The sequence below is a fragment of the Mycetocola spongiae genome (genome assembly GCF_020424085.1).
Lineage (GTDB): Bacteria > Actinomycetota > Actinomycetes > Actinomycetales > Microbacteriaceae > Mycetocola > Mycetocola spongiae.
The window spans coordinates 1,516,390-1,543,240 of record NZ_CP080203.1 but is presented as its reverse complement, the minus strand read 5'-3'; the positions used below and the strand labels follow the sequence as shown (position 1 = coordinate 1,543,240).

Annotated in this window: 21 protein-coding genes; 16 read left to right on the top strand and 5 right to left on the bottom strand. The window is 67.8% G+C overall.

Annotation, left to right across the window (positions count from 1 at the left end; genetic code table 11):
- The first annotated feature begins 108 nt into the window (after positions 1 to 108).
- Genes KXZ72_RS06980 through eccCa form a run of 10 tightly spaced genes read left to right on the top strand, consistent with a single transcriptional unit; the run spans position 109 to position 14,835 of the window.
- Positions 109 to 1,773 carry a S8 family peptidase gene (locus KXZ72_RS06980; RefSeq protein ID WP_226083290.1) on the top strand — a complete coding sequence of 555 codons (1,665 nt, stop codon included), beginning with the start codon at positions 109 to 111 and terminating at the stop codon, positions 1,771 to 1,773.
- The gene (locus KXZ72_RS06975; RefSeq protein ID WP_226083289.1) at positions 1,770 to 2,162 is read left to right on the top strand and encodes a hypothetical protein; all 393 of its coding nucleotides are present in this window, start codon (positions 1,770 to 1,772) and stop codon (positions 2,160 to 2,162) included. The genes KXZ72_RS06980 and KXZ72_RS06975 overlap by 4 nt, the downstream gene beginning before the upstream one ends.
- Entirely contained in the window at positions 2,162 to 3,760 is a 1,599-nt protein-coding gene (locus KXZ72_RS06970) for a S8 family peptidase (protein ID WP_226083288.1), read from the top strand. Before KXZ72_RS06975 ends, KXZ72_RS06970 begins: the two co-directional genes overlap by 1 nt.
- On the top strand, positions 3,760 to 5,175 hold the full coding sequence (locus tag KXZ72_RS06965) for a hypothetical protein (protein WP_226083281.1): 1,416 nt from the start codon (positions 3,760 to 3,762) through the stop codon (positions 5,173 to 5,175). The genes KXZ72_RS06970 and KXZ72_RS06965 overlap by 1 nt, the downstream gene beginning before the upstream one ends.
- Complete coding sequence (locus tag KXZ72_RS06960; protein WP_226083279.1) at positions 5,172 to 6,194, top strand: hypothetical protein; 1,023 nt, start codon at positions 5,172 to 5,174, stop codon at positions 6,192 to 6,194. Before KXZ72_RS06965 ends, KXZ72_RS06960 begins: the two co-directional genes overlap by 4 nt.
- Before the next feature lie 2 nt (positions 6,195 to 6,196).
- Positions 6,197 to 7,048 (top strand): hypothetical protein, encoded by an 852-nt coding sequence (locus tag KXZ72_RS06955; protein ID WP_226083277.1) that lies wholly within the window; start codon positions 6,197 to 6,199, stop codon positions 7,046 to 7,048.
- Positions 7,049 to 7,098: 50 nt separating this feature from the next.
- On the top strand, positions 7,099 to 7,506 hold the full coding sequence (locus KXZ72_RS06950; RefSeq protein WP_226083276.1) for a hypothetical protein: 408 nt from the start codon (positions 7,099 to 7,101) through the stop codon (positions 7,504 to 7,506).
- Between the two features lie 42 nt (positions 7,507 to 7,548).
- On the top strand, positions 7,549 to 8,934 hold the full coding sequence (locus tag KXZ72_RS06945) for a hypothetical protein (RefSeq protein ID WP_226083274.1): 1,386 nt from the start codon (positions 7,549 to 7,551) through the stop codon (positions 8,932 to 8,934).
- The gene (locus KXZ72_RS06940; RefSeq protein ID WP_226083272.1) at positions 8,931 to 10,868 is read left to right on the top strand and encodes an FHA domain-containing protein; all 1,938 of its coding nucleotides are present in this window, start codon (positions 8,931 to 8,933) and stop codon (positions 10,866 to 10,868) included. The genes KXZ72_RS06945 and KXZ72_RS06940 overlap by 4 nt, the downstream gene beginning before the upstream one ends.
- Entirely contained in the window at positions 10,861 to 14,835 is a 3,975-nt protein-coding gene (eccCa, locus tag KXZ72_RS06935) for a type VII secretion protein EccCa (protein ID WP_226083271.1), read from the top strand. The genes KXZ72_RS06940 and eccCa overlap by 8 nt, the downstream gene beginning before the upstream one ends.
- Before the next feature lie 77 nt (positions 14,836 to 14,912).
- Here the strand turns inward: eccCa and KXZ72_RS06930 are convergent, their stop codons facing one another.
- A complete protein-coding gene (locus KXZ72_RS06930) occupies positions 14,913 to 15,755 on the bottom strand; it encodes a purine-nucleoside phosphorylase (RefSeq protein WP_226083269.1) in 843 nt (280 codons plus the stop codon).
- Between the two features lie 104 nt (positions 15,756 to 15,859).
- Here KXZ72_RS06930 and KXZ72_RS06925 point away from each other — a divergent pair, with 104 nt between their 5' ends.
- Positions 15,860 to 17,299 carry an NAD(P)H-quinone dehydrogenase gene (locus KXZ72_RS06925; protein ID WP_226083267.1) on the top strand — a complete coding sequence of 480 codons (1,440 nt, stop codon included), beginning with the start codon at positions 15,860 to 15,862 and terminating at the stop codon, positions 17,297 to 17,299.
- Positions 17,300 to 17,460: 161 nt separating this feature from the next.
- Positions 17,461 to 17,652, top strand: coding sequence for a hypothetical protein (locus tag KXZ72_RS06920; RefSeq protein ID WP_226083266.1), 192 nt, complete (start codon positions 17,461 to 17,463; stop codon positions 17,650 to 17,652).
- A gap of 52 nt (positions 17,653 to 17,704) precedes the next feature.
- On the opposite strand, the gene KXZ72_RS06915 is transcribed toward KXZ72_RS06920, so the two are convergent.
- Positions 17,705 to 19,477 (bottom strand): acetyl/propionyl/methylcrotonyl-CoA carboxylase subunit alpha, encoded by a 1,773-nt coding sequence (locus KXZ72_RS06915; RefSeq protein ID WP_226083265.1) that lies wholly within the window; start codon positions 19,475 to 19,477, stop codon positions 17,705 to 17,707.
- A gap of 78 nt (positions 19,478 to 19,555) precedes the next feature.
- Positions 19,556 to 20,200, bottom strand: coding sequence for a Maf family protein (locus tag KXZ72_RS06910; RefSeq protein ID WP_226083264.1), 645 nt, complete (start codon positions 20,198 to 20,200; stop codon positions 19,556 to 19,558).
- Positions 20,201 to 20,257: 57 nt separating this feature from the next.
- On the opposite strand from KXZ72_RS06910, the gene KXZ72_RS06905 reads away from it, so the two are divergent.
- From KXZ72_RS06905 to KXZ72_RS06890, 4 genes are all read left to right on the top strand, one after another.
- Entirely contained in the window at positions 20,258 to 21,526 is a 1,269-nt protein-coding gene (locus KXZ72_RS06905; RefSeq protein WP_226083263.1) for a class I SAM-dependent RNA methyltransferase, read from the top strand.
- Between the two features lie 147 nt (positions 21,527 to 21,673).
- Positions 21,674 to 22,336, top strand: a complete 663-nt coding sequence (locus KXZ72_RS06900) for a response regulator transcription factor (RefSeq protein WP_226083262.1) — start codon at positions 21,674 to 21,676, stop codon at positions 22,334 to 22,336.
- Complete coding sequence (locus tag KXZ72_RS06895; protein ID WP_226083261.1) at positions 22,336 to 23,580, top strand: sensor histidine kinase; 1,245 nt, start codon at positions 22,336 to 22,338, stop codon at positions 23,578 to 23,580. The genes KXZ72_RS06900 and KXZ72_RS06895 overlap by 1 nt, the downstream gene beginning before the upstream one ends.
- The gene (locus KXZ72_RS06890) at positions 23,577 to 24,728 is read left to right on the top strand and encodes a hypothetical protein (RefSeq protein WP_226083260.1); all 1,152 of its coding nucleotides are present in this window, start codon (positions 23,577 to 23,579) and stop codon (positions 24,726 to 24,728) included. Before KXZ72_RS06895 ends, KXZ72_RS06890 begins: the two co-directional genes overlap by 4 nt.
- Positions 24,729 to 24,995: 267 nt before the next feature.
- Here the strand turns inward: KXZ72_RS06890 and KXZ72_RS06885 are convergent, their stop codons facing one another.
- On the bottom strand, positions 24,996 to 25,229 hold the full coding sequence (locus KXZ72_RS06885) for an acyl-CoA carboxylase epsilon subunit (RefSeq protein WP_226083253.1): 234 nt from the start codon (positions 25,227 to 25,229) through the stop codon (positions 24,996 to 24,998).
- Positions 25,226 to 26,806: an acyl-CoA carboxylase subunit beta gene (locus tag KXZ72_RS06880; protein WP_226083467.1), complete on the bottom strand. Its 1,581-nt coding sequence runs from the start codon at positions 26,804 to 26,806 to the stop codon at positions 25,226 to 25,228. Before KXZ72_RS06880 ends, KXZ72_RS06885 begins: the two co-directional genes overlap by 4 nt.
- Positions 26,807 to 26,851 lie beyond the last annotated feature (45 nt).

Genomic DNA, 26,851 nt, shown 5'->3' with positions numbered 1-26,851 from the left:
TGAAGGACCCCAGTGTTTAACGTCTTATCGCGCGGTTTCCGCGCCCGTACCCGCAGTGTCGCGGGGACGGCTGGCGACCCGGGCGCTCGCCGCGGGGCCGGGCTGCCCGTGCGCGCCGGAGCGCTCGCCGCGGTGATGCTGGGGGCGCTGGCCGTGGAGGTGCCGGTGCAGGCGGTGCCGCGGGGTGTGCCCTCGGCGCAGGAGCGTGAGGCGGGGCTGTGGTATTTGGATGCGTTGGGTATTGATGCCGCGCGCGAACGAGGTCTAACCGGTCAGGGGATGAAGATCGCGGTGGTGGATACCGCAATTAATCTTTCTGCTCCGGAGCTGGCGGGTGCGAATATTCGTATTGGTGCGAGTGTGTGTGTTGATCCGAAGACGGGTTCGCCGTATCCGGCGGATACCACGGACCCGAATATGGCGAGTCATGGCACGTCTGTGGTGGCGATGTTGGTGGGTAGTGGTGTGGCCGCGGATGGTGGTCAGGGCACGGTGGGTATTGTTCCGGATGCGGAGATCGTGTTTTATGCCACTGGACCGGGCGAGCCGCAGGGATATGAGCGTTGTTTTGTGGATGATGCCAAGAACGATGTTCGCGAGCCGTCGATGATGAATGCGATTCGTCAGGCTGTGGATGATGGGGCCGATGTGATTTCAGTGTCACAGGGTGATGGACATAGCAATACTAAGGAAGTGCTGGCGAGAGCCGCGGTAAAGGGTATTGCCGTGGTTGCCGGGACAATGAATCCTCAGACTCCGCCCGATGCAGGGAGATTCCCCGCAGCGGCGAATGGTTCGGTGGCTGTGGGGGCGGTGGATTCCGATGCCGAGATTATTGGAAAAAAGACAGGCTTGACCCCGACCCCGTTGCGGAATATGGCTGTGATGGCTCCGGGTGTGGGGTTATTGACCACGAGTCAGTTGAGTTGGGATCCGGAGATTGGTGAGGGGACGTCTTTGGCGACGCCGTTGGTGGCGGGGGCTTTGGCGTTGACGAAGCAGGCGCATCCGGAGGCGTCGATGTTTCAGGTGATTCAGTCGCTGATTCGGACCACCGATGCCGGGAGCCATGCGGAGCTTTCTCATGATCGTGATTATGGCTATGGTGTGATGTCGTTACGGACGATGTTGGATTCGGATCCGCTGTCCTATCCGGACGAAAACCCGCTGTTTGTGACCAGTGCGGAGGATCCCCGTTGTGAGGGCGGGCTCTTTGATGTGCACTCGGGGGACGGCCTGGAACGTTGCGTATGGGCGGATATTCCGTCGCCGGCGGATGTGCAGGCGGTTAGGGATGCCGATGCAGGGATCGTGCCCAGTGCCGAGCCCGAGGAAAATAACGGCGGCGAAGATGTGGCTGCCCCGTTTGTGCTGATGGGTATTGCCCCGGGCGTGGTTGTGCTGGCGGGGATTGTGGTGGCGCTGGTGTTGATCCTGCGTGCGCGTTCGCGCCGCCGGGCCGCCGCGCCGGTCGCGGCATCGTATCCGCCGGCACCCGTGCCCGGAATACCCGCGTCCGCGCAACCGGGCGCCGCTCACCAGCCGCCGTCCGCGGCCCGCGCGCAGCCACCCGCGGGAGGCTATCCGCCCGCGGATCGGCCCGCCGCCCCGCCCGCCGTGCCGCCGCCGGGTTATCCACCCGCGGGTGCGCCCGGCCCGGGCTATCCGCCCTGGGTCGCGGCGGGACCACCGGCCGCGCCGGGTCCCCGCCCGCCCGCGAACCCCCAAGATTTCACCCCTCAACAACCCCCTATCCAAGGAGAGCACCAGTGACTGCCAAGAAAAAGATCGGCTACCGGGACGAATCGCGCGCACTCGCCCGCAAAACCGCCCAGGTCGCCGAGGTGATCCCCTCCACGGGCGAGATTCGCCAGCACTACGGTGTTCGTGTAGGGACTGCTCAGGTTTATCGAGATTCGATGGAAGGAACCCTGGACTTTCTTGCGACAGAAGTCGAAAAGGCCACGCGCGAACTTGCGGAGTTCTCGACCGCCGCCGAGGCCACGATCAACCAGCTTCAGGTTGCCGATGAATCCAATCTTGAGCACCTGAACTCGCTCCTGGCCAATTTTGAGGATGTTGACCTGCCGCAGGCCCAGCCGGTGGCGCAGGCCCCGGCCGCCTCCGGTGTGGGTTCCGATGAGCCGAAACGGACGTTCTGATGTTGGGTATGGGGGTTGCTGTGCGTCGTGGTGTGATCGCGGCGGGTGCCGCGGCGATGCTGGGTGCGCTGTCCGTGGCGGTGCCGGTGCAGGCGGTGCCGCGGGGTGTGCCCTCGGCGCAGGAGCGTGAGGCGGGTCTATGGTATTTGGATGCGCTGGGCATTGATGCCGCGCGCGAGCGTGGGCTGACTGGCCGGGGGATGAAGATCGCGGTGGTGGATACCGGGATTAATCTTTCTGCTCCCGAGCTGGCGGGGGCGAATATTCGTATCGGTGCGAGTGTGTGTGTTGATCCGAAGACGGGTTCGCCGTATCCGGCGGATACCACCGATCCGAAAATGGCGAGTCATGGCACGTCCGTGGTTGCGATGCTGGTGGGCAGCGGTGTGGCCGCGGATGGTGGTCAGGGCACGGTGGGTATTGTTCCGGATGCTGAAATCGTGTTTTATGCCACTGGTCCGGATGAGCCGCAAGGATATGAACGTTGTTTTGTGGATAACGAAAAAACGGGGGAACAGGAAATAGCCCTATCCAGTGCGCTACGACGTGCGGTGGATGACGGTGCCGATGCGATCTCTATCTCTCAACTGGACGGTCTTGGAAGTACTCGGGAGGTGCTGGCGAGAGCCTTTAATAAGGGCATTGCTGTGGTTGCGGGCACCTTGAATCCCCAGACTCCCCCAGATGTGGGACGTTATCCGGCTGCGGCCAATGGCTCTGTGGCTGTGGGTGCGGTGGATTCGGATGCCGAGATTATTGGGGAAAAGCAGGGCTGGACGCCGACCCCGCTGCGGAATATGGCGGTGGTGGCTCCGGGTGTGGGGTTGTTGACCACGAGTCAGTTGAGTTGGGACCCGGAGATTGGTGAGGGGACGTCTTTGGCGACGCCGTTGGTTGCCGGAGCCTTGGCGTTGACGAAACAGGCGCATCCGGAGGCGTCGATGTTTCAGGTGATTCAGTCGCTGATTCGGACCACGGATGCCGGGAGCCATGCGGAGCTTTCTCATGATCGTGACTATGGCTATGGTGTGATGTCGTTGCGGATGATGTTGGATTCGGATCCGTTGTCTTATCCGGATGAGAATCCGCTGTTTGTGACCAGTGCGGAGGATCCCCGCTGCGAGGGCGGTCTTTTTGATGTGCACTCGGGGGACGGCCTGGAGCGCTGTAAATGGGCGGATATTCCGTCGCCCGCGGACGTGCAGGCGGTCAGGGATGCCGATGCGGGGATCCTGCCCAGTGCCGAGCCCGAGGAAAATAATGGCGGCGAAAACCTGGCTGCCCCGTTTGTGCTGATGGGTATTGCCCTGGGCGTGGTTGTGCTGGCGGGGATTGTGGTGGCTTTGGTGTTGATCCTGCGTGCGCGTTCGCGCCGCCGGGCCGCTGGCTCGCTCGCGCCGGTCACGGCACCGTATCAGCAGATGCCGCAGCAGGGCGGCTATCAGCAAAACCCGTTGCCGCCCCACGTTTCGGGGGAGCCGCCGCTACCGGGACGTCCGCCGCAGGGCCCACCCCCGGCCGCGTCCGCCCCCCGGCCGTTGCCACCCGAGACGGACAACACCTTTCCCCATAACAACCCCGAACAGGGAGGACACTAATGGTTTCGCGGAGTTCCGCCGAGGGAATCCTCGCCGAATACGCCCACGGCACGGCCTGGACCGCGCCCAATCTGACCCAGCTCGAAAACGCGCTGGAAAAGGCACGCACCGACCTGGAGCGCATCAGCACCGAACTACTCGCGGGCTGGACCGGCGAGGCCGCCGATCAGGCCCGGGAAATCGCGATCCCGAAGCTGCGGCAAAAGCTCTATGCGCTGGAGCAGATGAGCGATATCGCCAGGAAGAGAATTAAACGCGATGATGCGGAGCGCGCCGCGATGGCGGCGGGGGCGCTAAAATCGCTGCCGAGTGCCGAGGTACCCCAGAGCTGGCTGCGCTCGCTCGCCGAGGGCGCGACGATTGTGATCCCCGCGCTGGGGCCGATCACCGAGACCGGACTTTCTGTTGTGGGAGCTCATCTCGCGGGTGAGCGGGCAAAGGCCGCGCAGGAGGCACTAGATCGGATCGATAATCAGATTCGCGCCCGTGCCAACGAACTGCCCAAGCGCGCAGCGATTAAGCCGCTCCCCGACCTGGACTTCCCGGGCCCCGCTGCGGTCGGCCCCAATTTCCCCGGCCCGGGGAAACTCGGCGGCGGCCCCGGCGGCGGTTGGGGTTCCGGCAGCGGAGTCGGCGGAGGAAGCCTCGGTTCGCCCGTGCTGCCGGGAATGGTTCCGGGCGCGGGCGCGGGTGCAGGTGCCGGTGCCGGTTCGGGCGCGGGTCGCGCGCCGGCCGGCTCGGGTTCCGGTAACGGTTCCGGCAACGGTTCGGGAGATCGCGACGGTTATAACCCCGGCGGCGAGTGGTCCGGCGGGCGTGTTCCCGGCGGTTCGGGCGGCGGGCTGATGCCCGGGCTGCCCGAGAGTCGACCGGGTGGCGGTTCGCTGCCCGAGTTTGGTGGCGGATCCTATCAGCCCGGCCGCGGGCCGAGCGTGGACTCCGGGATGAGCGGCATCGGCGGTTCGGGTTCCGCTGACGGCCTCGCGGGTGGCCTGCGCGGCGGCGTGATGGGGGCCGCCGGGCTGGCGGCGGGCAGCAAGCTCGCCGGTGGCGGCCTGATCGCGGGTGCCGGTGGCCTCCTGGGCGGCGCGGGTGCCGGCGGGGCCGGGCTCGCGGGTGGCCCCGGCGGGGCCGGTGCGGGCGGTGCCGGCGCGGGTGGCATGGCCGGTTCGAGTTCCGCGGGTGCCGCGGCCGGAAAGGCGGGGGGCGCGGCGGGCAGCGGCGGCTCCTCCTCCGGTGGCGCCCGCCCGGGCGGCATGATGGGCGGCCAGGGTGGCGCCCCCGCCGAGAAGAAAAACAGCAAATCCGGTGGCGGCGGCTATCTCGCCCCGAAGTTTGAGGAGGCCGCGGAGCGCGGCCCCGCGGCACTCGCCTCGCGTGCCGGAAGTCGAAAGAAGAAGGAGGACCGTTCATGAGTGCAACGACGTTTTCTGTGACATCAGATGTACTGGATGATTCGGCCAATTTTCAGGGCGAAATCTCCGAGCAGTTTATGGCGGTGAATCAATATCTGAACCGGCACTGCGTGCTTGAGGGAAGCTTCGGGTTGTTTACCGCGGGTTTTATCCAGCCGCACCTGGCCTGCCGCAATGCGATCATGGACAATTTTGATGCGCTACACGACATGTTCGCCACGAGCCGCCGAGAGATCACGGAATTTAAGCGCGAGCTGAAGGAATACGAAGACAGCGTCGAACAGAAGTGTGACGACATATGTAAGGAAATTGCAGAGACCTGCAGCCCGGCCGGGTCCGGTAGTGGGACCGGCGGCGGCGGTTTTGGTGGCGGCGGTGGCGGCGGTTTTGGCGGCGGGGCCCCGGTATCGGGCCTGCCGGAGTTTGAGGCCGCGCCCCCTGCCCCCGGGCTGACCGAGGACCTCGATATTCCGGATATTGCGGTGCCGACCGTACCCGAGAACTGCATCGACCCCGAGGATAAGGACGATATCGGCTCGGAGGACGGCGACGAGAACGAGGACGGCGACGAGGACGAGAACGAAGACGAAGACGGCGAAGACGACGGCGACGAAGACGGCGAAGACGACGGCGACGAAGACGGCGACGAAGACGAAGACGGCGACGAAGACGAAGACGGCGACGAAGACGAAGACGGCGAAGACGACGGCGAAGACAACGAGGACGAGGACGATAAAGACACAGACATCCCCGGCCTCCCCGACCCCGAGGAACGGTTCCCCGAGGGCGCCCAGATCGACTGGAACTCCATCGTGGCAAACGACCCCCTGGGTCGCTCCCCGGAGGAGCTGCTTGCGCTCTGGGAGCACCGCGAGCCGATCGTCGTGACCCTCCCGGAGTCCAACGTCATCGGATTTGATCAGGTAGACGTTGATACCCACTTCACGGCAGGTCTGAATGTCAATCTCAATTTTAGTTCGCAGGTCTTTGCGGCCTATGGAAAGAATCAGAGGAACTGAGCATGAGTTTTAGCCCAGCCGGCGATGTGCACGCCGTACTCTCCGCACCCGAGGTGTCCCAGGAGGCCCTCGATAAGCGTCTTATCTCCCAGGCCGGCAATATCTTTGGTCTGGCGGATAGCATCGCCCAAATTTTATTGAACTTCAGCCCGCTGAACGAGTGGGTTCTGAAGCCATTTATGGGCGATTGGCAGGCCTTCGACCGTTCGTCCACCGCCTGGAACCGCGCCGGTGACGCGCTGGAAATGGTGGAGTCAAACGTCTATCAGGTGCTCTCCGATGTGGGGGAGGACTGGCAGGGCGACGCGGCCAATGATTTCCGGGAAACGCAGCGGACCATTGGGGAACTCCTCCCCCCGCTCACCCAGCAGTGCCGGAACGCCTCGATGCTGTGCGCCGAACTGGTGAATTTTTGTACCGCGGCGGGCGACTTCATCCTGTCGGTACTCGACTACCTCGCCCGCACCCTGATGCGGCTCATGGCCGAGGCGGGTGTTCCCATCGTGGGCTGGGCCGTGATCGGCGGCGAGGTCTCCGTTCTGGTAGCGAAGTGTTTTCAGTGGACAAGCCAGATCCTGGACATGATCGCCAGCGCGGTCGCCTTCGCGGATCAGGCAAACGCCATCCTGACCGGAGTACAGAACGCCTATGCACAGTGCACGGATATTCTCCGACGCATGAACGTCCTGGTCCAGGTTGCGGGCAAGGGCGCGAGCCTGATTAAGCCGCCGAAGGCTAAAACCCCCGCGGGCTCCTCCTCCACGGGTGGTGGCTCCAAGACCACGGGCGGCACCCCGCCTCGCTCGGGTGGCAAGTCCTCCACGGGCGGCGGGGATGACTCGGACGATAGCTAGTTCCGGCATCGTGCATCACTCACCTTTCCAGCGGCCGGGAGGCTCACACCATGAATAATAATTTTTCCGAAGCTATTGAGCGTATGCGCGCCGCCACGGAGGATGTGCGCGCTCAAACCGCGGCGTTTGAGAAGCAGAGCCAGGCGGAACGCGGGGACTATGACGCCGCGATGAAGGAAATCGCGCGGGCCCGTCGCGCCGGGGAACACGGACAGGACTGGCGCGTTTTGCAGCAGCGCATCGACGTGTTTCAGACCACCGAAAGCGACATCATGAACGGCCTCGATCTGTCTCCGGAGGCGCGCGCCGTGCGGGAACTCCTGGGCAAGAATCTCGGCGTCCTGCGGCAGCAACAGCTCGACGCCGGGCCCGATGAGGATCAGATGCTTGCCGCGCAGAAGCTGCAGGAGGTTCAGGCCCGGCTGCTGAAAACCATCCAGGATCTGCGCCAGCCCTAGCCCCTTCCCGATTACCCCACCCCTCGAAACGGAGACCCCGCGATGAGCGAACTCACCGGCACGCGGCCCGCGCTGCGCCGCATCGTGGTTCGCGACGCCAAAAACCGGCATGATCTGGTGATCCCGCTGGGCAATACGCTCGCCCATGCGCTCGCGGTGCTGGGCACCGATCCGCATGCGGGGGACCGGGTGCTGGGCCCGTCCGGGGTCGAGGTGGGGGTGCATACCCTCGCCGCGGATCTGCGCGAGGGCGGGCTATATACGCTCACCGGCGCGGGCTCCCGGGCACAGCCGCGCGGTCGCGGGCGCACGCCCGGGGGCGCCGCCGCGCGGGGCGCGGGCATCGGACCGTGGTGGCCGCTGCTGGGCTGTGGCCTGCTGCTCGCGGGGCTGAGCGGGTTCAGCGCCACGGCGGTGCTGCCCGCGGCGCTGCTACTGATTTTTGCGGGCCTCTTCGGGGCGATTTTTGCGGTCCTCCGCGATGATGCCCGCGATCTTTTGCCCGGCCGCGCACTGCCGCTCGGGGCCTCGTTTTTTGTGCCCCCGGCGCTGGCCGCGCTCGGCACGGCCCTGCTGATTCCGCCCGCGATTACCGGCGCGGGACAGCTCGCGGTGGCCGCGGGGGCGGGGGCCGCGGCCCTGATCTGCTCGCTGATCACGGTGCTCTCCACCCGGCGTCCGCAGCGCGCCGCCGCCGGAACCCTCGTGGTGTTTTTGACCGCGATCGCCGTGGTCTGGGCGGGCAGCATCCTGATCGGCTGGACCCTGCCCCAGATCGCGATGATCAGCGCGGGCTGCGTGCCGCTGCTCCTGCGCGCGCTGCCGAGCATGTTCATCGAGGTGGACGAGGGCTATTCAATTGATTTTGGGCGGTTTATGACCGCCCGGTGGACCGTGCGCGGGCGCGTGCCCGCCTACCGCCCCACCGTGGACGATGCCGAGGTGCGCGAGATTGTGCAGGCAGCGAGCGCCCGGCTTCAGGCCGCAACGATCCTGCTCTCGCTGCTCGTGGCACTGTGCCTGCCCGCGGTTGTGGGCGCGCTGGCTGCCCCGGGCGCGATTCTGCGCTGGGCCGGCCTGGCCGAGACGATCCTCGTGCCGCTCGCGCTGCTGCTGGGCAGCCGGCGCGCCACCACCGCGATTTTGCGGCATCCCCCGCGGATCGCCGTGCTGCTGGCCCTCCCCGTGATCGCGCTGCTCGCGGCCCCGGCGCTGACCGAGCTGGGTGGCCTGGCCCTCGCGGGCGGGCTGCTGCTGGCCGCCACGATTGCCGCCGCCATTATCCTGCCGGTGGCCCGCGGCGGGCGCTCACTCGGCCTCTCCCGCACGGGCGATATTCTCGACAGCTTCACGCTGGCCTTTGCCCCGATGGCTGCCCTCCTGGCCGCCGATACCCTCACCCTAATGCAAGGAATGTTCTCCGGATGAGTGACTCTCGTTCCCCCGTTCGCGGCGTGCAGCGCCTCGATGAGGCCCTGCGACGCTCGCGTTCCTGGGCACGCCCCGCGCCCGTGGGGATGCGTCTGCTTGCCTTCACCCTGGACGTGATAGCGGTGGCGCTCCTCGCCGCCGCGGTGGGCGTATTTGCCCAGAGCTGGGTTTTGGCCCTCGTGGTGGCACTGGAACTCGCGGTGCTCCTGGGTGTGCTCGAGGCGCGCACCGGCCTGACCGTGGGAAACGCGTGCCTGCGCCTGCGCACCACGCGCGATGACTCCCCGTTTTCCCCGGGCGTGGGGGCGTCCGCGCTGCGCGCAGTGATCCACGGGTTTGGCCTGCTGATCGCGGGAATCGGCGGTTGGATCGTGGTGGCCACCGGCTGGGCCGATCCGCGCCGGGTGGGACGCAGCATCGCGGATCGGGCCGCGCATACCCTCGTGGTGAGTGTGCCCACGGCGCGCGAGCGTGAGGCTCAGCGGGATATGCCGGTCGTGGACTGGTCCCAGATTCCGCAGCCCGTGACCTCCGCCCCGGTCACGATGCAGGCGAGCGGCACCCCCTCGGCCACGACGCTGCTGGCCGGCCCGGCCGCGCCCGTGGCCCCGGCCGCGGCGGGGATGATCGCCGAGCACTCGGCGGTCATGGCCACCCGGGCCCCGCTGCGCGGTGGCGCGGGCGAGTCCACGGAGACCGGAAAACGCCGCGGGCGTCGCCCCTCGGCGCGCGCCCAGGAGCGCGCGGCCGCCGCGGCGGAGGCCGCGGCCCGGATGGGCGGGCAGCCCGCCGTGCCGGGAGCCCCCGCACCCGCCGCGGTTTCGGCCGCGCCGGGCAGTCAGGTGCCGGGAATGGGTATGGGGATGGCCGCACCGGGTATGCCACCCGCGGCGGGTGTCCCGGCCCCGGGTGTATCCTCGCAGCCGCCGGCGATGCCCGCGCAGGCTCCCGTCCCGGCCGCGGGCCCCGGTCCGGTCGCCCCCGGTCACGTCGCCCCCGGCCCGCACCCGGGTATGCGGCCCGAGTTTGCCGCGCCCGCCGCGGGCCCGGAGACCCCCGCACCCGTTCCTGTGCCCGAGGCTCCCGCGGTGGTTGACGCCCCCGCGCCCGTGCAGGCCCCCGCGCCCGAACCCAAGCCGGCCCCGTCTCCTGCTCCCGAGCCCGTGCAGGTCCCGGCTCCGGCTCCCGAACCCGTGCAGGCTCCGGCTCCCGAGCTCGAACCCGCGCAGGCCCCGGCTCCGGCGCCCGCGCCCGAGCCCGTACAGGCTCCGGCCCCCGAGTCGATTGCCGCCCCCGCACCCGCGGAGGCTCCGGCCCCCGAGGCGACCCCCGATCCCGATCCGGCCCCGCCGCGCTCCCGCGCGGCCGCCCGGGCACGCGCCGCCGCCACGCAGGCCGCACCCCCGATCCCGGTGCCGATCCCGCAGGGACCGCCGCCGGGTGCCGTGACCGCGATGCCCTCGGGCGGGGAGGATACCGGCACCGGTACCGTGCGCGAGGGTGAGCGGCTGCCCACCGGCGTGGTGCCCGTGGCGGCACCGATCGGCCAGGCCCGCCCCGTGCTCGCCCGCGCGGGCGAACTGCTCCTCGTTTTTGATAGCGGACAGCAGGCGCGCCTGCCCATCCCGGTCACCGTGAATCTCGGCCGCAAACCCGACCGCCGCGGCGACGGGGATCACCTCGTGGCCGTGATCGACTCCGAGGGCACCGTATCCAAGAACCACGCCCGCATCGAGTTCCAGCGCGGCAGCGCCTGGATCACCGACCTGGGCTCCACCAACGGCACCCGGGTGCTGGTGGATGATACCCAGACCGACGGCGAGAATATCCCCTCCGGCAGCCGCGTGCGCCTGGAACCGGGCTCGCGCATCCGCATCGGCAACCGCACGTTCACCCTGTCCACCACCACCAACGGAGAAGGCAATGCATAACAGGATTGCTCCGCCCCGCGTTCCCGGCGGCAATATCACGCTTCAGGTTCCGCCCGAGCTGGAGGCCTCCGATGGCGGTTCCAGCATCCTCACGTCCCTGATGCCGATGCTGGGCAGCGTGGGCGCGATTGTGATGGTCAGCATCAGCAATTCGGGCCCCACCGGTTTTATCACCGGCGGCATGTTCCTGATCTCCGCGCTTGGATTTGTTTTTGTGAACGGATGGCGGCAGCGCTCGCAGCGCCAGGCCTCCGTGCTCACGAGCCGCCGCGAGTATCTCGCCTATCTGAGCGATCTGCGCGCCACCGTGCGCGGCGCGGGCCGCGCCCAACGCCAGGAACGCAATTGGCGCTATCCGGCCCCGGAAACGCTGAGCTATTTTGCCGAGGAGGGCACCCGGGTCTGGGAGCGCACCCCCGGCGGGGAGGATCATCTCTCGGTGCGGCTGGGCACGTGCGATCAGCCGCTGTGTATCCGGTTGGAGGCCCCCGAGCTGCCGCCCGTGGCCAAGCTCGATCCGGTGTCCACCACCGCCGCGCACCGCTTTATCCTGACCCACGAGACCCAGCGCGCCCTGCCCAGTTCGCTGGAACTCTCCGAGTTTTCGGCGGTGCAGATCGTGGGCGAGGACGAGGATCGGGTGCGCGGCCTGGCCCGCGCCCTGGTGATGCACCTGGCCACGCTGGAGCATCCCGAAAACGTGCAGATTGTGATCGCCGCGGCCCCCGAAAACCTGCCGCTCTGGGAATGGGCGAAGTGGCTGCCGCATACCCAGTCCACGCGCGCCCACGACGCCCTGGGTGCCGCCCGGATGATCTCGCATGATGTGGAGGCCCTGGGCCGGATGATGCCCGCCGATGTGCGCGATCGCCCCCGGTTTTCCTCCTCCGCCACCGCCTCCCCGCTGCCGCACCTGATCATCGTGGTGGATGGCGTGGCCGTGCCGCCCACCGATCCGGTATTTGCCGGCGGGCTCCAGGGGGTCACGGTGCTGGATCTGCCCTCCAGCTGGGACGAAAACGACGATCCGCGCATCGCCCGCCTGATGATTAATGGTGCCACCACCCAGGTGGCCGCGGGCGTTGTGGCCCAGCGCGAGATCGCCCAGGACGAGCTGAGCCTGGTCGAGGCGGAGGCCGCCGCGCGCCGCCTCACCCCGCTCTATCAGGGCGGCGAGGAGGACCCCGGTGCAGGCAGCGCCCGCGGCTCCAACCGGCAGCTGGAACTCGTGGAACTGCTGGATATGCCCGATGTGCGCAATATCGACTTCGATACCGCCTGGGCGCTGCGCCCCGAGCGCGACCGGCTGCGGGTCCCGATCGGCCAGGACGTGAACGGCGTGCCCCTGGTGCTGGACATTAAGGAGTCCGCGAAGCAGGGTATGGGCCCGCACGGTATCCTCATCGGCGCGACCGGCTCGGGTAAATCCGAGGTGCTGCGCACGCTGGTGCTCTCGCTGGCGCTCTCGCACTCGCCCGAGGAACTGAACTTTGTGCTTGTGGACTTTAAGGGTGGTGCCACGTTTGCCGGAATGTCGGATATGCCGCATGTCTCGGCGATCATCACCAACCTCGGCGAGGAGATCAGCCTCGTGGACCGGATGCAGGATGCCCTGACCGGGGAGATGGTGCGCCGCCAGGAGCTGCTGCGCGCCACCGGCCCGTTTGGCAACGTCACCGAATACGAGAAGGCCCGCCGCGGCGGCCGCACCGATCTGGCGCCGCTCCCGGCGCTGCTGATCGTGGCCGATGAGTTCTCCGAGCTGCTGGAGGCCAAGCCCGAGTTTGTGGAATCCTTCGTGAATATCGGCCGCCTGGGCCGCTCCCTGCACGTGCATATCCTGCTCGCCTCGCAGCGCCTGGAGGAGCACCGGCTGAAGGGGCTGGACACCTATCTGTCCTATCGGATCGGTCTGCGCACGTTCTCCGCCGCGGAATCCCGCAGCGTCCTGGGGGTGCCCGATGCCTATCACCTGCCGCCCGAGCCCGGTGGCGGATTCCTCAAGGCCAATACCGAGGACCTGGTGCAGTTCCGTGCCGCCTATGTCTCCGGCCCGCCCAAGGGTCGCACCACGCAGACAGCGATCACCGCGGAGGCCGGCCCCGGCACGGTGCAGATCAGCCCGTTCACCGCGGCCCCCGTGATTCGCGAGGAGCCCGTGGTGGAGGAGGCCCCCGCGCCCGCGGCGGATACCGCCGTGGTGAAGGAAACCCGCAATACGTTTGAGATCGCGGTGGAGCGGATGTCGGGCCGCGGGCCCGCCGCCCACCAGGTATGGCTGCCGCCGCTCGAGGTGCCGCCCACCCTGGACGAGCTGATGGGGGAGCTCACCGTGACCTATGAGCTGGGCCTGCACTCCACCGCGTGGCGCACCGCACCGGCGCTGACCGTGCCGCTGGGCATGGTGGATGTGCCGCTTGAGCAGCGCCGCGATACCCTCACCGTGGACCTCTCGGGGGCCGCGGGACATATGGCCATCGTGGGTGGCCCGCTCTCGGGAAAGAGCACGCTCGCGCGCACGCTGGTCTCGGCACTCTCGCTGCGGCATACGCCCTATGAGGTGCAGTTTTTTGTGATCGATTTTGGTGGCAGCTTTGTGGGCTTGCGGGATCTGCCGCATCTCGCGGGCCTGGCCACGCGCACCGAATCCGATATCGTGCGCCGCACGGTGGCCGAGATCACCGGCCTGCTGGATGCCCGCGAGGAGTTTTTCCGGGTGAACGGAATCGACTCGATTGATACCTATCGTTCGCGTCGCGCGGCCGGGGGTGCCGATGACGGCTATGGCGATATTTTCCTGATCGTGGACGGCCTGGGCACCCTGCGCAGCGATTATGAGAGCCTGGAAACCCCGATCCAGCTGATCGCCGCGCGCGGCCTGAGCTACGGTGTGCACGTGATTGTCACGGCCAACCGCTGGATGGAGATCCGCCCCAACCTGAAGGACATGCTGGGATCGCGGATCGAGCTGCGGCTGGGTGATCCCACCGACTCCGAGGTGAACCGCAAATCCGCGCAGAACGTGAACGAGGGCCGGCCCGGCCGGGGCCTCGCGCCCTCGGGCCTGCAAATGCTCACCGGGCTGCCGCGCATCGACGGGGTCAGTACCGCGGCGAATCTGGTGGACGGCGTGGACGATCTGGTGGCCAAGATGGCCACCGCCTGGGTGCGCGAGCCCGCCCCCAAGCTGCGCCTGCTGCCCGAGGTCCTGCCGCTGGAGCAGATCCTGGCCAATCCGGCCGCCGATCCCGAGCGCCTGCTGCTGGGCATCGACGAGGCCTCGCTCGCGCCGTTTGGGCTGGACCCGCGCACCGAGCCACACGTATTCCTCTATGGCGATTCGGGTTCGGGTAAGTCCTCGATGCTGCGCGCCTATATTCACGAGATCATGCGCCGCTATGAGCCGAGCCAGGCGCGCATCTTTATGATCGATTATCGCCGTGCAAATCTCGGGGAGATCCCCGAGAACTATCTGGGCGCGTATATGACCGGGCATGAGCAGACCACCGATTCAATCGCGCAGCTCGTGGAGTTTTTCCGCGGCCGCCTGCCGGGCCCCGATGTCACGGCCGAACAGCTGCGGGCCCGCAGCTGGTGGACCGGGGCCGAGGGCTTTGTGCTGATCGACGATTATGATCTGGTGGCCACCTCGCAGGGTAACCCCGCGGCCCCGCTCGCGCAGCTGCTCGCGCAGGCCGCCGATGTGGGCCTGCACGTGGTGGTCACGCGGCGCTCGGGAGGTGCCTCGCGCGCGGCCTATGATCCGATCCTGCAGGGCATGACCGATCTGGGGGTCACCGGTATTCTGCTCAGCGGTAATCCCGAGGAGGGGCAGCTGATTGGCAAGGTCAAGGCGATGCCCGCGGTCCCCGGCCGCGCGCAGGTGATCAGCCGCGAGCGCGGGCACTTTATCGCCCAGCTGGGTTATGTCCCGGCCTCGGATGAGGCCACGACCGAGACCGAATAGCGGTTATCCGGTGGGGCGCGGGTCGGGGATTTTCCCGGCCCGCGCCCGCCTGTTTCCGGGTCCCGCCCGATTCCGGGCTAGGCCGGGTCCAGTGCCGCGATGATGCGCGCGAGCAGCGCGCCGATCACGGGTTCGGCCGCGCGCCCGGCCTCCACCACCTCGGCATGGCTGAGCGCCCCCGAGCCGATACCGGCGGCGGCATTGGTGACCAGCGAGAGCCCCAGTACCTCCAGGCCGGCCTCGCGTGCCGCGATGGCCTCAAGCGCCGTGGACATTCCGCAGAGGTCGCCGCCGATGATCCCGGCCATGCGCACCTCCGCGGGGGTTTCATAATTGGGTCCGCGGAACTGGCAGTACACGCCCTCGGCCAGGCCCGGATCGATCTGCCGGGCGATGCCGCGCAGCCGCCGCGAATACAGATCGGTGAGATCCACAAACGTGGCTCCCTCCAGCGGGGAGGACGCGGTGAGGTTGATATGGTCCGAGATCAGCACCGGGGTGCCGGGTGTCCACTCGGGGCGGATCCCGCCGGCCCCGTTGGTGAGCACCATGATGCGGGCGCCCGCGGCCGCCGCCGTGCGCACCGAGTGCACCACGCGGCGCACCCCGTGTCCCTCATAAAAATGGGTGCGCGCGCCGATGATCAGCGCGTGGCGGCCATCGGGGAGGCGCACCGAGGAAATCTTCCCGCCGTGTCCGGGCAGCGCGGGCCGGGAAAACCCGGCGATCTCCTCGGCGGGAATCTCGGCGATGGTCTCGCCGATCAGCCCCGCGGTGCTGCCCCAGCCCGAGCCGAGGGTCAGGGCGATATCGTGTCGCGGGACCCCGGTCCTCTCGGCGATCTGGGCGGCGGCGAGGGCGGCGAAGGCGAACGGATCGGTGGCGGGATCCTCAAGCGGATGCGGCGTGGACTCAGACATTCCCCCACTCTAATCGGCGCGCCCGGAAAATCCCACGGTCCGGCGGCCGTGCGCCACACCCCGCGGGCTTTGCCGTGCCCACGACACCTGACAGAATGGAGTTCATGGTCTACGACTTTGAACGCACCCAGAGAATCGCGGTAATTGGTGGAGGCCCCGGCGGCTATGAGGCCGCGCTGGCCGGGGCACAGCTGGGGGCTCAGGTCACCCTGATTGAGCGCATCGGGGTGGGCGGCTCGGCCGTGATCACCGATGTGGTTCCCTCCAAGTCCCTCATCGCTACCGCGGAGGCCACCACGGCGATCCGCGCGGCCAATGAGCTGGGTGTGCAGTTTTTCACCAAGGCCGAGGGCTCGGGTCGACCCGTGAAGCCCGAGGTGGCCGTGAACCTCGGGGCGGTGAATAAGCGCCTGCTGGGGATGGCCCACGCGCAGTCCGAGGATATGCGTGCCAACCTGCTCGAGGCGGGCGTGAAGATCATCGACGGCAATGGCCGTCTTGATGGCCGCGATGCCGTGATCGCGTCCACCGAGGCCGGCGGCACGGGGGCCGATTTTGATCGCATCGAGGCCGATACCGTGGTGGTTTCGGTGGGTGCCAGCCCGCGCATCCTCGATACGGCCGCTCCCGATGGGGAGCGCATCCTCACCTGGACCCAGCTCTATAACCTCAAGGCCATTCCCGAGCATCTGATCGTGGTGGGTTCGGGTGTGACCGGTGCCGAGTTTGCCTCGGCCTATCGTGCCCTGGGTTCCACCGTCACGCTGATTTCCAGCCGCGATCAGGTTTTGCCCGGCGAGGATGCCGATGCCGCGGCCGTGATCGAGAAGGTCTTTAAGCGCGGCGGCATGACCGTGCTGAATAAGTCCCGGGCCGAGTCGGTGGTGCGCGCGGGCGATGGCGTGATCGCCACCCTGTCCGATGGCCGCACCGTGGAGGGTTCCCATGCGCTGATCGCCGTGGGCTCGATCCCCAATACCGCGGGCCTCGGTCTCGAGGACGCCGGCGTGCAGATGAGCGAGACCGGTCATATCCGCGTGAACCGCGTGGCGCGCACCTCGGTCCCGAATATTTATGCCGCGGGCGACTGCACCAATTTCCTGCCGCTGGCCTCGGTGGCCTCGATGCAGGGCCGCACGGCCATCTATCACGCGATGGGTGATGCGGTGAACCCCACCGAGCTGCGCAATGTCGCCGCGAATGTATTTACCCAGCCCGAGATCGCCACGGTCGGCTGGAGCCAGCGCGAGATCGAGGAGGGCCTGGTGCGCGGGGAAATCTATAAGCTGCCCCTCGCCCAGAACCCGCGCGCGAAGATGATGGGCATCAAGGACGGCTTTGTGAAGCTCTTTGCGAGCATCGGTTCGGGTACGGTGATCGGCGGCGTGATCGTGGCCCCGAAGGCCTCCGAGCTGATCTTCCCGCTTGCGCTGGCCGTGGAGCATCGCCTCACGGTGGACCAGGTGGCCGAGGCCTTTGCCGTATATCCCTCCCTCGTGGGGTCGATTACGGACGCCGCGAAGGCCCTGCACCGCGTGGACTAATCCCCGCGATCGCGCTCCGCGCCCCGCCCACCCCTCGGGGAGGGCGGGGCGTTTTCGTAGCGCAGGTTCCTGAACGGGCCCCGACCGTGGGCGGCGTGATAACGGGATAGGTTATGGGGACCGCGGCCGCGGTAGATCCGTTTTCCCGAGAGGAGCCCCCGATGACCGACACCAAGAATAAAACCACCACCCCCGCTCCCGAGCCCCTCGCCTCCGATCCCGCGCTCTCCGATGAGCCCGGCCGGGACTGGACCGACGAGGGCGGGGCCACCGCCTATGGGGCGGCCACCGACGTGACCGAGCCGGTGCCGAGCGCCCGGCAGGCGCTCGCCGAGGACAGCGAGCTTCCCTAAGAAAAACGGGCCCCGCGCAGTGCGCGGGGCCCGTTCCAATTCCTATGCGGCGCTAGCCGGCAATCGTGAGCAGCTGGTGTCCGGAGGACACCGTCTCGCCCACGGGGGCACTGATATTGCCAACCACGCCATCCTTATGCGCGGTGATGGGCTGCTCCATCTTCATGGCCTCCAGCACCAGCACCAGGTCGCCCTTCACCACCTTCTGGCCCTCCTCCACCGCGAGCTTCACGACGGTGGCCTGCATCGGGGAGGTGACCGAATCACCCGTGGCGCGTGCGCCACCCGAGGCGGCCCCGGCACCGCGCCGCGGCGGCGGGGTGGCCGAGCGGCGGGCCGCGGAGCCCTGCGCGGGAAGCACGGACTCGGGCAGGCTCACCTCGAGGCGCTTACCCTGCACCTCCACCACCACGGTATTGCGGGCGGCGGGGGCCGAGGGGGCGGCCAGCTCGCCGTCCCAGGGCTCGATATCGTTTACAAACTCGGTCTCGATCCAGCGGGTATACACGCCAAAATGACCATCGGCCGCCACAAACGCGGGATCGCGCACGATCTTGCGGTGGAAGGGCAGGACCGTGGGCATACCCGAGACCTGGAACTCGTCCAGCGCGCGGCGCGAACGCTCAAGCGCCTCCTGGCGGTTCTTGCCGGTCACGATGAGCTTGCCGATCAGCGAGTCAAACGCGCCGGAGATCTCGTCTCCCGCGGTCACACCCGAGTCCAGGCGCACGCCGGGGCCACCGAAGGTTTTAAACTGGTGGATCGGGCCGGGCTGGGGCAGGAAGCCGCGACCCGGGTCCTCGCCATTAATGCGGAACTCGAAGGAGTGACCCAGTGCCTCGGGGTCGGCATAGTCGATCAGGCCGCCCTCGGCGATGCGGAACTGCTCGCGGACGAGGTCGATTCCGGTGATCTCCTCGGAGACGGTGTGCTCCACCTGCAGGCGGGTATTCACCTCGAGGAAGGAGATCGTGCCGTCCTTACCAATCAGGAACTCGCAGGTGCCGGCACCCACATAGCCCACGTCCTTAAGGATGGCCTTGGAGGCCGAATAGAGCAGGTCGTTCTGCTCCTGCGTGAGGAACGGCGCGGGGGCCTCCTCCACAAGCTTCTGGTGGCGGCGCTGCAGCGAGCAATCGCGCGTGGAAATAACCACCACATTGCCCTCGGCATCGGCGAGACACTGGGTCTCGACGTGGCGCGGCTGATCGAGGTATTTCTCGACAAAACATTCGCCGCGGCCAAAGGCCAGGACGGCCTCGCGGGTGGCCGACTCAAACATCTCCGGCACCTCCTCGCGGGTGCGTGCCACCTTGAGGCCACGACCGCCGCCGCCAAACGCCGCCTTAATGGCCACGGGTAGACCAAACTCATCCACAAAATCGAGGACCTCATCGGCGCCCGAGACGGGGTTCAGGGTTCCGGGGGCGAGGGGGGCTCCCACGCGCTCGGCCACGTGGCGGGCGGATACCTTATCGCCGAGCAGCTCGATCGCATCGGGGGAGGGCCCGATCCAGGTGAGGCCGGCACCGATTACGGCGCGGGCAAAATCGGCGTTCTCGGCGAGGAAACCATAGCCGGGGTGTACAGCATCGGCGCCCGAGCGGCGGGCCACCGAGAGGATCTTATCGATCACCAGATAGGTATCGGCGCTCGTGGAGCCGCCCAGCGCATAGGCCTCATCGGCGAGGCGCGCGTGGAGGGAGTCGCGGTCCTGATCGGCGTAGACCGCAACCGACCCGATTCCGGAGTCGCGGGCGGCACGAATCACGCGGACGGCGATCTCGCCGCGGTTGGCTATAAGAACTTTAGAAATACGAGGCACAGTTCTCTAGCATAGGCCCACCCGCGGGGGTTGTTTTGGTTGCCCCCCACAAAAAAGCGCGGGAGAATCCGTGAAACCCTACAGTCCGGCGTGGTTCCACAGCGTGGGCCACGACACACCAAGCTCCAAAAAGGACCCGCGCAGCGCGGGCAGGGATAAACCGATCACGGTGGAGGGATGCCCGGAGATCTCCCGGATGAAGGGGCCCGCGAGGCTATCGAGGGTAAACGCCCCCGCGACCTCCAGCGGTTCGCCCGAGGCCACATAGGCGTGGATCTCTTCCGCGCCCAGATCATCGGCAAAGGTGACGGTCGCGGTGGCCACCGCCCCCACGGCCGCGCGCGGGCTGCCGCCGCGGTGATCGATCAGCCAGTGCGCTGAATAGAGGGTGCCCGTTTTTCCGGCCTGCGCGCGCCAGCGCTCGGTCGCGGCCTCCGCTGTATGCGGCTTGCCATGCGCGATTCCATCCAGCTCAAAGGAGCTATCGCCGCCCAGGATAAAACCGTCCAGGGCGCCCCCGTGCTCATCGCGATCCACGGCCTCGGCCTTGGCCCGCGCCAGCAGCGCCACCATATCGGCCGTATCCAGGTGCCCGCGCAGCGCCTCGGCGGCGCGCACCGCGGCCGGTTCGTCCACATGCGAGGGGATAATCACGGGCTCGATTCCGGCCGAGCGCAGCAGCATCAGCCGGGCGGGGGAGGTGGAGGCAAGATACAGCGTCATGATGATTCTCCGGGTGTGAAATAGGCGGCAACCGGTATTCCGTGGGAAGCTCATAGTGTGAGTGAGCAATCCGAAACAAAACTGGTCGAACTAGACGTAACCAACGTAGCCCACGGCGGGGTCTTTATTGCCCGGCACGAGGGCCGTGTGGTGTTTATCGCCGACGCCATTCCCGGGGAGCGCGTTCTCGCCCGGGTCACCCAACAGAAGTCGAGCTTTTGGCGCGCCGAGACCGTGCAGGTCATCACCGCGTCCGAGCACCGGCGCGAGCACATCTGGTCCGCCGCGGGAATCGATCGCGATCCGGAGAACCGCGCCGGTGGGGCCGAGTTTGGGCATATCGCCCTCGCCCATCAGCGGGAACTTAAGCGGCAGGTGCTCTCCGAGGCGCTGGAACGCTTTGGCGGCATCGCTGATCTGCCCGTGGCCGTCGAGGCCCTGCCCGGGGACGATGAGGCAAACGGCCTGCACTGGCGCACCCGCGTGAGCCTGCAGATCGACGATGCCGGCCGCGTGGGCCCCTATGCCTCGCGCACCCATAACGTGATCACCGTCTCCGATCTGCCGCTGGCCACGCGCGCCGTGCAGCATGCAGCGCCCCTGGATCAGCAGCTGCGCGGGGCCGCCGGAGTGGATGTCCTGAGCACGTCCACCGGTGATACCCGTGTGCTGCCGCGCCAGGCCCCGCGCCGGCGCGGTTCCGCCCCGGCCCCCACCGGGGGAGCCCCGATCATCGAGCGCGTGGGTGACCGCGAGTTCTCGCTCGCCGAGGACGGCTTCTGGCAGGTGCATCACGGTGCCGCGCAGGCGCTCACCGGCGCCGTGCAGGATGCCGTGGACGATGCGCTATTTGATCCGCGCGCGGCAAACCTGGACCTCTACGGCGGCGTGGGCCTTCTGGCCGCGGCCCTCGGCGACCGCTTTGGTGCGGGTACCCGGATGACCTCGGTGGAATCCTCCACCGTGGCCACCGAGCACGCCTCGCGCAACCTCTCCGAATGGGTGGGGGCGCAGGCCGTGACCGGCCGCGTGGACCGCTATCTGGGCGAGCTGCTGGCCACCGCGGAGCGCGAGGACCGCTCGCGCCTGGCCGCCGGTACCGTGGTCCTGGACCCGCCGCGCTCGGGTGCGGGACGCCAGGTGGTGGAGCAGCTTGTGGAGCTGTCCCCGGCGCAGATCGTGTACGTGGCCTGCGATCCGGTGGCCCTCGCGCGCGATCTCGCGCTGCTGACCGCCGCGGGTTATGAGCTGCGCGGTGTGCGCGGACTCGATATGTTCCCGCATACCCATCACGTCGAGGCCGTGGCCTCGCTCGTGCGGGTCTAGCCGCGCCCGCCGGCGCCGGGCCACTCGCCCGGCGCCGGTCATGTGCGTACATTAACGACGGCGGCATGGACAACCGGCGCGGCGTTGCCGATAATGGGAATCGGCCGCCCGATCGCGGTCGCTTCCGGAAGATTAGGGGAACGTCCCATGGAGCGAGTCATTCGCGTCGCCGTCATCGACGATCACGAGTCCGTGCGGCTGGGGCTCTCCGCGGTCTGTGCCGCGGCGGGGCACCGCATTGTGTCCAGCACCCCGGATGTGGCAGGCTTCCTGCGTAATACGCTTCCCGTGGACGTTGTGGTCCTTGACCTCTCGCTGGGCGACGGCAGCTCGATCGCCGAGAACGTGCGCGCGGTATCGCGCGGCGGGGCCTCGGTCCTGATCCACAGCATCGCCGACCGGGTATCCCTCGTGCGCGAGGCCCTGGCCGCGGGTGCCGCCGGGGTGATCCCGAAGTCCTCGCCCGCCCATGATGTGACCGCCGCGATTGCCACCGTGGCGCGCGGCGAGGCCCTGAATAACCTGGAGTGGGCCAGCGCGATCGAGGCCGACCCAAATTTTAGCGTGGCCGCCCTCGGGCCGCGCGAGCGCGATGTCCTGAACCTCTACGCCTCGGGCCTGCCGCTCAAGGATGTGGCGCTGGAGCTGGGCATCGCGCCGTCCACGGTTAAGGAATACCTGAACCGGATTCGCGCCAAATATATCGAGGTGGGCCGCCCCGCGCGCACCAAGATTGATCTGCTGCGCCGCGCCGTGGAGGATGGCATCCTCGACGATATCGCGGGCACCGTTCCCGATAACGGCTCCTAGTGTCCACCGGGCGCGGCGGGTCCCTCGAAACCGTCCTCTCCTCGCTCGCCGCCGTCTCCTCGCTGGGCACGATGCGGGTGGAGCGCTGGATCGCGCGGGCCATCGGCATCATCGGGCTGCTCTACGGCTATTTTGCGCTGAGCGTGGCGCTGCCCGAATGGGATACCCGCTTTGAGACCCCGCAGCTCGGGGCGCTCCTGCTCACGATCGAATTGCTGCCGCTGGCCGTGGTGGTCGCCACCACGTCCTGGCCGCGCGTGCAGCGCCGCGCGAGCCTGCTCTTTGCGGGCACGTTCCTGCTGTCCATCCTGCTCTGGATCGCGCTGGTCCCGGATCCGCAGGCCGGTCCCTCCTGGACCTGGAACCTGTGTACCGTCGCGAGTGCGTGTGCCGCGCAGGCGATGGGCCGCCATGCCGCGGCCGCCTATACGGTGCTGATCGGGGTGCTGGTGGGCGTGGCCGGGGTGGTGGGGGAGCCGCTCTCGCGGCCGCTCGGGGCGCTGGCCCTGATGGACGCCGCCTATGTGCTGGGGCTGGGCCTCGTGGTGGTCACCCTGATCGATTTTTTCCGCGCCTCGGTGCTGCGCGCGGACCGGGCCGCGCGCGGGGCTCTCGAGGAGTATCGCATCACGGCGCTCCAGACGGCGGAGGAGAACGAACGCGCCGAGGTGGACGCCCTCGTGCACGATACGGTCCTCGCGGCGCTCCACGCGGCCGTGGAGGCCGATTCCGAGCAGCGGCGCAGCGTGGCCGCCGGGATGGCCCGGGACGCGATCACGCGCCTGGCCCAGTCCGTGGACCGCGCGAGCCCCGAGGAGGATCGGGTGCCACTCACGGTGCTTGTGGAGGAACTGGTCCTCTCGGCACACTCGCTCGGGGTGGAGACCGAGATCGATGACCGCGGGGTGCGCGATATGATCCTGCCCGGCGGCGTGGCCCGCGCGCTGCACCTGGCCGCGGTGCAGGCGCTCACCAATAGTGTGCAGCATGCGGGTGCGGGGCCGCGCGTGCGCCGCGTGCTCGCGGTGCGCATCGCGGCGGCCGGGGAGCTGATCGTGGAGGTCTCCGATAACGGGGTGGGCTTTAACCCCTCGCTGATCCCGCCGGGCCGCCTCGGTGTGCGGGTCTCGATTATTGCCCGGCTCGCGGCGGTGGGCGGCGAGGCGCGCATCCTGTCCGGTCGCGGCGCGGGTACCCGCGTGCGCCTGTACTGGCCAAGCCAGCAAACCGGGGGCATTCGATGAGCGGATTTTGGCACTGGCTGCCCGGCCCGGGCTCTCCCGAGTCGAGCCCCTCCGCGGCGGAGGAGTCTCCCGCCGAGCACGGGGCCGAGCGCGCGAGCGTGATGGATGCCGCGATGAGCGCGGATCGTACGCGGCTGCTTATTCTGGCGGCCGGGTTTTGTGGATTCCATCTGATCCCGGCGGCCCTGACCCTGCACCGCGCGGCCTCGCCCGGGCCCGTGCAGGTGGCGATTGCCCTGTATGTGCTGTGCAGCGTGCTGTGTGTTCTTCCCGGCTGGCGGCGCGGTATTCCCGCGGCCGTGGCATGGCCCGTGCTCGCGGGGACCGTGTTGATCACCTCGCTCGTGACCTCGCAGCTCACCGGCTCGGAGGTGAACGGCTATGCCACCTGGCATGTGGCGGCCGTCGGGACGCTCCTGGTGATTCTCCTGGTGCGCGGGCAGGAGCTGGTGGCCTGGATCGGGATGGCGTTTTTGATCGTGCAATCGGTGCTCTGGGCGGGCCCCGCGCATGCGGTGCTGATGGGCGTTCCCGGCTCGGCCGTCTGGGTGATCAGCGCGAGCCTGCTGACCCACTCGATGGTGCGGCTCTCCCGGGATAACCTGCGCCTGGCGCGCGCCGAGCGACAGACCACCCGGCTGCGCGCCCTGCGCGAGGCGCATCGGCGCGAGCGCCTGCTGCGGCTGCGGCAGACCGAGTCGCGGGCCGTGCCGATGCTGCGGCTGATCGTGGAATCGGACGGGGTCTTGGATGTGGCCGCGCGCCGCGAGTGTGTGCTGCTGGAGGCCGCGCTGCGCGATGAGATTCGCGGCCGGGTGCTGCTGAATGAGCGGGTGCGCGCGAGCGCGCAGGAGGCCCGCCGCCGCGGCGTGATCGTGCAGATGCTGGACGAGGGCACGCTGGATGGATTGGGTCCCGAGGAGCTGCACCGGATCGCTGAATCCGTGGCCGATGCACTGGATGCGATGGTGACCGAGACCGTGGGCAGCCGCGTGGTGGTGCGCACGGGCATCGGTTCCACGGCGGTCACGGTGGTGGGGCTCGCGCGCGATCGCGGCAGCAATGAGGACCGGCTGGTGCTGCGGCGCAGTATCCCCCGGGAGGATGCGCCGAGCGCGGGCGAACCGCCCGCGCCGGAAACGAAATAACCGGGTCGATTCTTGCGAATCGACCCGGTTATTCGGGCGAGAAGGGCTAACCCGAATAGCCTCTTCTCATCCTCCCCCCAAGACGCTGTCCTTACCCTAGAACGGTTGTCTTGGCAGATGCGGTTCGATGAACCGACACCTTGCCACCATTGTGGTGCAAGAACCGCCTCTTGCCTAGTCTGAATATTTCCTGCACGTCGACCGTGGGGAAAAGAACGGGGCTATTCCGCGAGTTTTCGCGAAATAGCCCCGTTAAAATATTTTCAGTTATGCATTGAATCCGCGCCAGTGGCCGCGGCCGGGCGTAATATTTGTTCGGATCGCGCGCTGCGAGCGGGCCCAGGCCGAGGGCGCGGTGCCCTCGGGAATCTCGGCGTGTGCGCGCTCCTCGGCCACGACCACCGCGAGCACCGCCGAGACCGCGGCGATCTCCTCCTCGGTGGGATTACCCGAGGTGATGCGAATATCCAGCACGCCCGTGTCTTCCTGCTCCGGGATCACAGCGGAATATTTCCGTGCTTCTTGGGCGGCAGGCTCGCGCGCTTGGTCTTCAGGGCGCGCAGGGCCTTGATCACCGAAACCCGCGTGGTGGCGGGCTCGATCACGCCATCCAGCTCGCCGCGCTCGGCCGCGAGGAACGGGCTGGCCACGTTATACGTGTACTCATTGGCCAGGCGCGTGCGCACGGCGGCCACGTCCTCGCCGTTCTCCTCGGCCTTTTTGATCTCGCCGCGATAGAGGATATTCACGGCACCCTGGCCGCCCATTACCGCGATCTCGGCGGTGGGCCAGGCGAGGTTAATATCGGCCCCGAGCTGCTTGGAGCCCATCACGATATACGCGCCGCCATAGGCCTTGCGCAGGATTACCGTGACCAGGGGCACGGTGGCCTCGGCATAGGCGTAGAGCAGTTTTGCGCCACGGCGGATCACACCGGTCCACTCCTGATCGGTGCCGGGCAGATAGCCGGGCACGTCCACAAGCGTGAGGATCGGGATGCTGAACGCATCGCAGAAGCGGACAAAGCGCGAGGCCTTTTCGCCGGCCTCGATATTCAGTGTGCCGGCCATGGCCTGCGGCTGATTGGCGACGATACCCACGGTGCGGCCCTCGACGCGGGCAAAACCGATCACGATATTCGGGGCAAACAGCGGCTGGACCTCCAGGAACTCGCCGCCGTCCACGACATGCTCGATCACGGTTTTTACGTCATAGGGCTGATTCGGGGAGTCCGGGATGACCGTGTTGAGCTTGCGGTCCTCATCGGTGGTCTCCAGCTCCACCTCGGTGGGGTACTCGGGGAGCTCGGCGAGGTTATTATCCGGCAGATAGCTGATCAGCGAGCGCGCATAGTCCAGCGCATCCGATTCGTCCTCGGCGAGATAATGGGCCACACCGGAACGGGTGTTATGGGTCAGGGCCCCACCCAGCTCCTCCATGCCCACGTCCTCGCCCGTGACGGTCTTGATGACATCGGGGCCGGTCACAAACATCTGGCTGGTCTTATCCACCATGATGACAAAATCGGTCAGCGCGGGGGAGTAGACGGCGCCACCGGCGGCCGGACCCATGATGATGGAAATCTGCGGGATCACCCCGGAGGCGGCGGTATTGCGGCGGAAGATCTCGCCGTATTTGCCGAGGGCCACCACACCCTCCTGGATGCGGGCCCCACCCGAGTCCAGGATGCCGAGGATCGGCACGCCGGTCTTCAGCGCAAGGTCCATGATCTTAATAATCTTCTCGCCGGCGACCTCGCCGAGCGAACCACCAAATACGGTGAAGTCCTGGGAGTAGACGGCCACCTGGCGGCCGTGGATCGTGCCGGTTCCGGTGACCACCGCATCGCCATAGGGCCGCGAGCGGTCCATGCCAAAGGCGGTGGTGCGGTGGCGCACGAACTCGTCGAGCTCCACAAAGCTTCCGGGGTCGAGGAGCTGCTCGATGCGGTCACGGGCCGTCTGCTTGCCCTTCGCGTGCTGCTTCTCGCGGGCCTTCTCGCTGGGGGCCGTGACGGCCTCCTCATAGCGACGCTTCAGGTCGGCGATGCGGCCGGCGGTGGTGGAGAGTTCCTCCATGGTGGCAGGGGGCTGCTGGGCTAGGTTGTCAGTCACACATTTCAC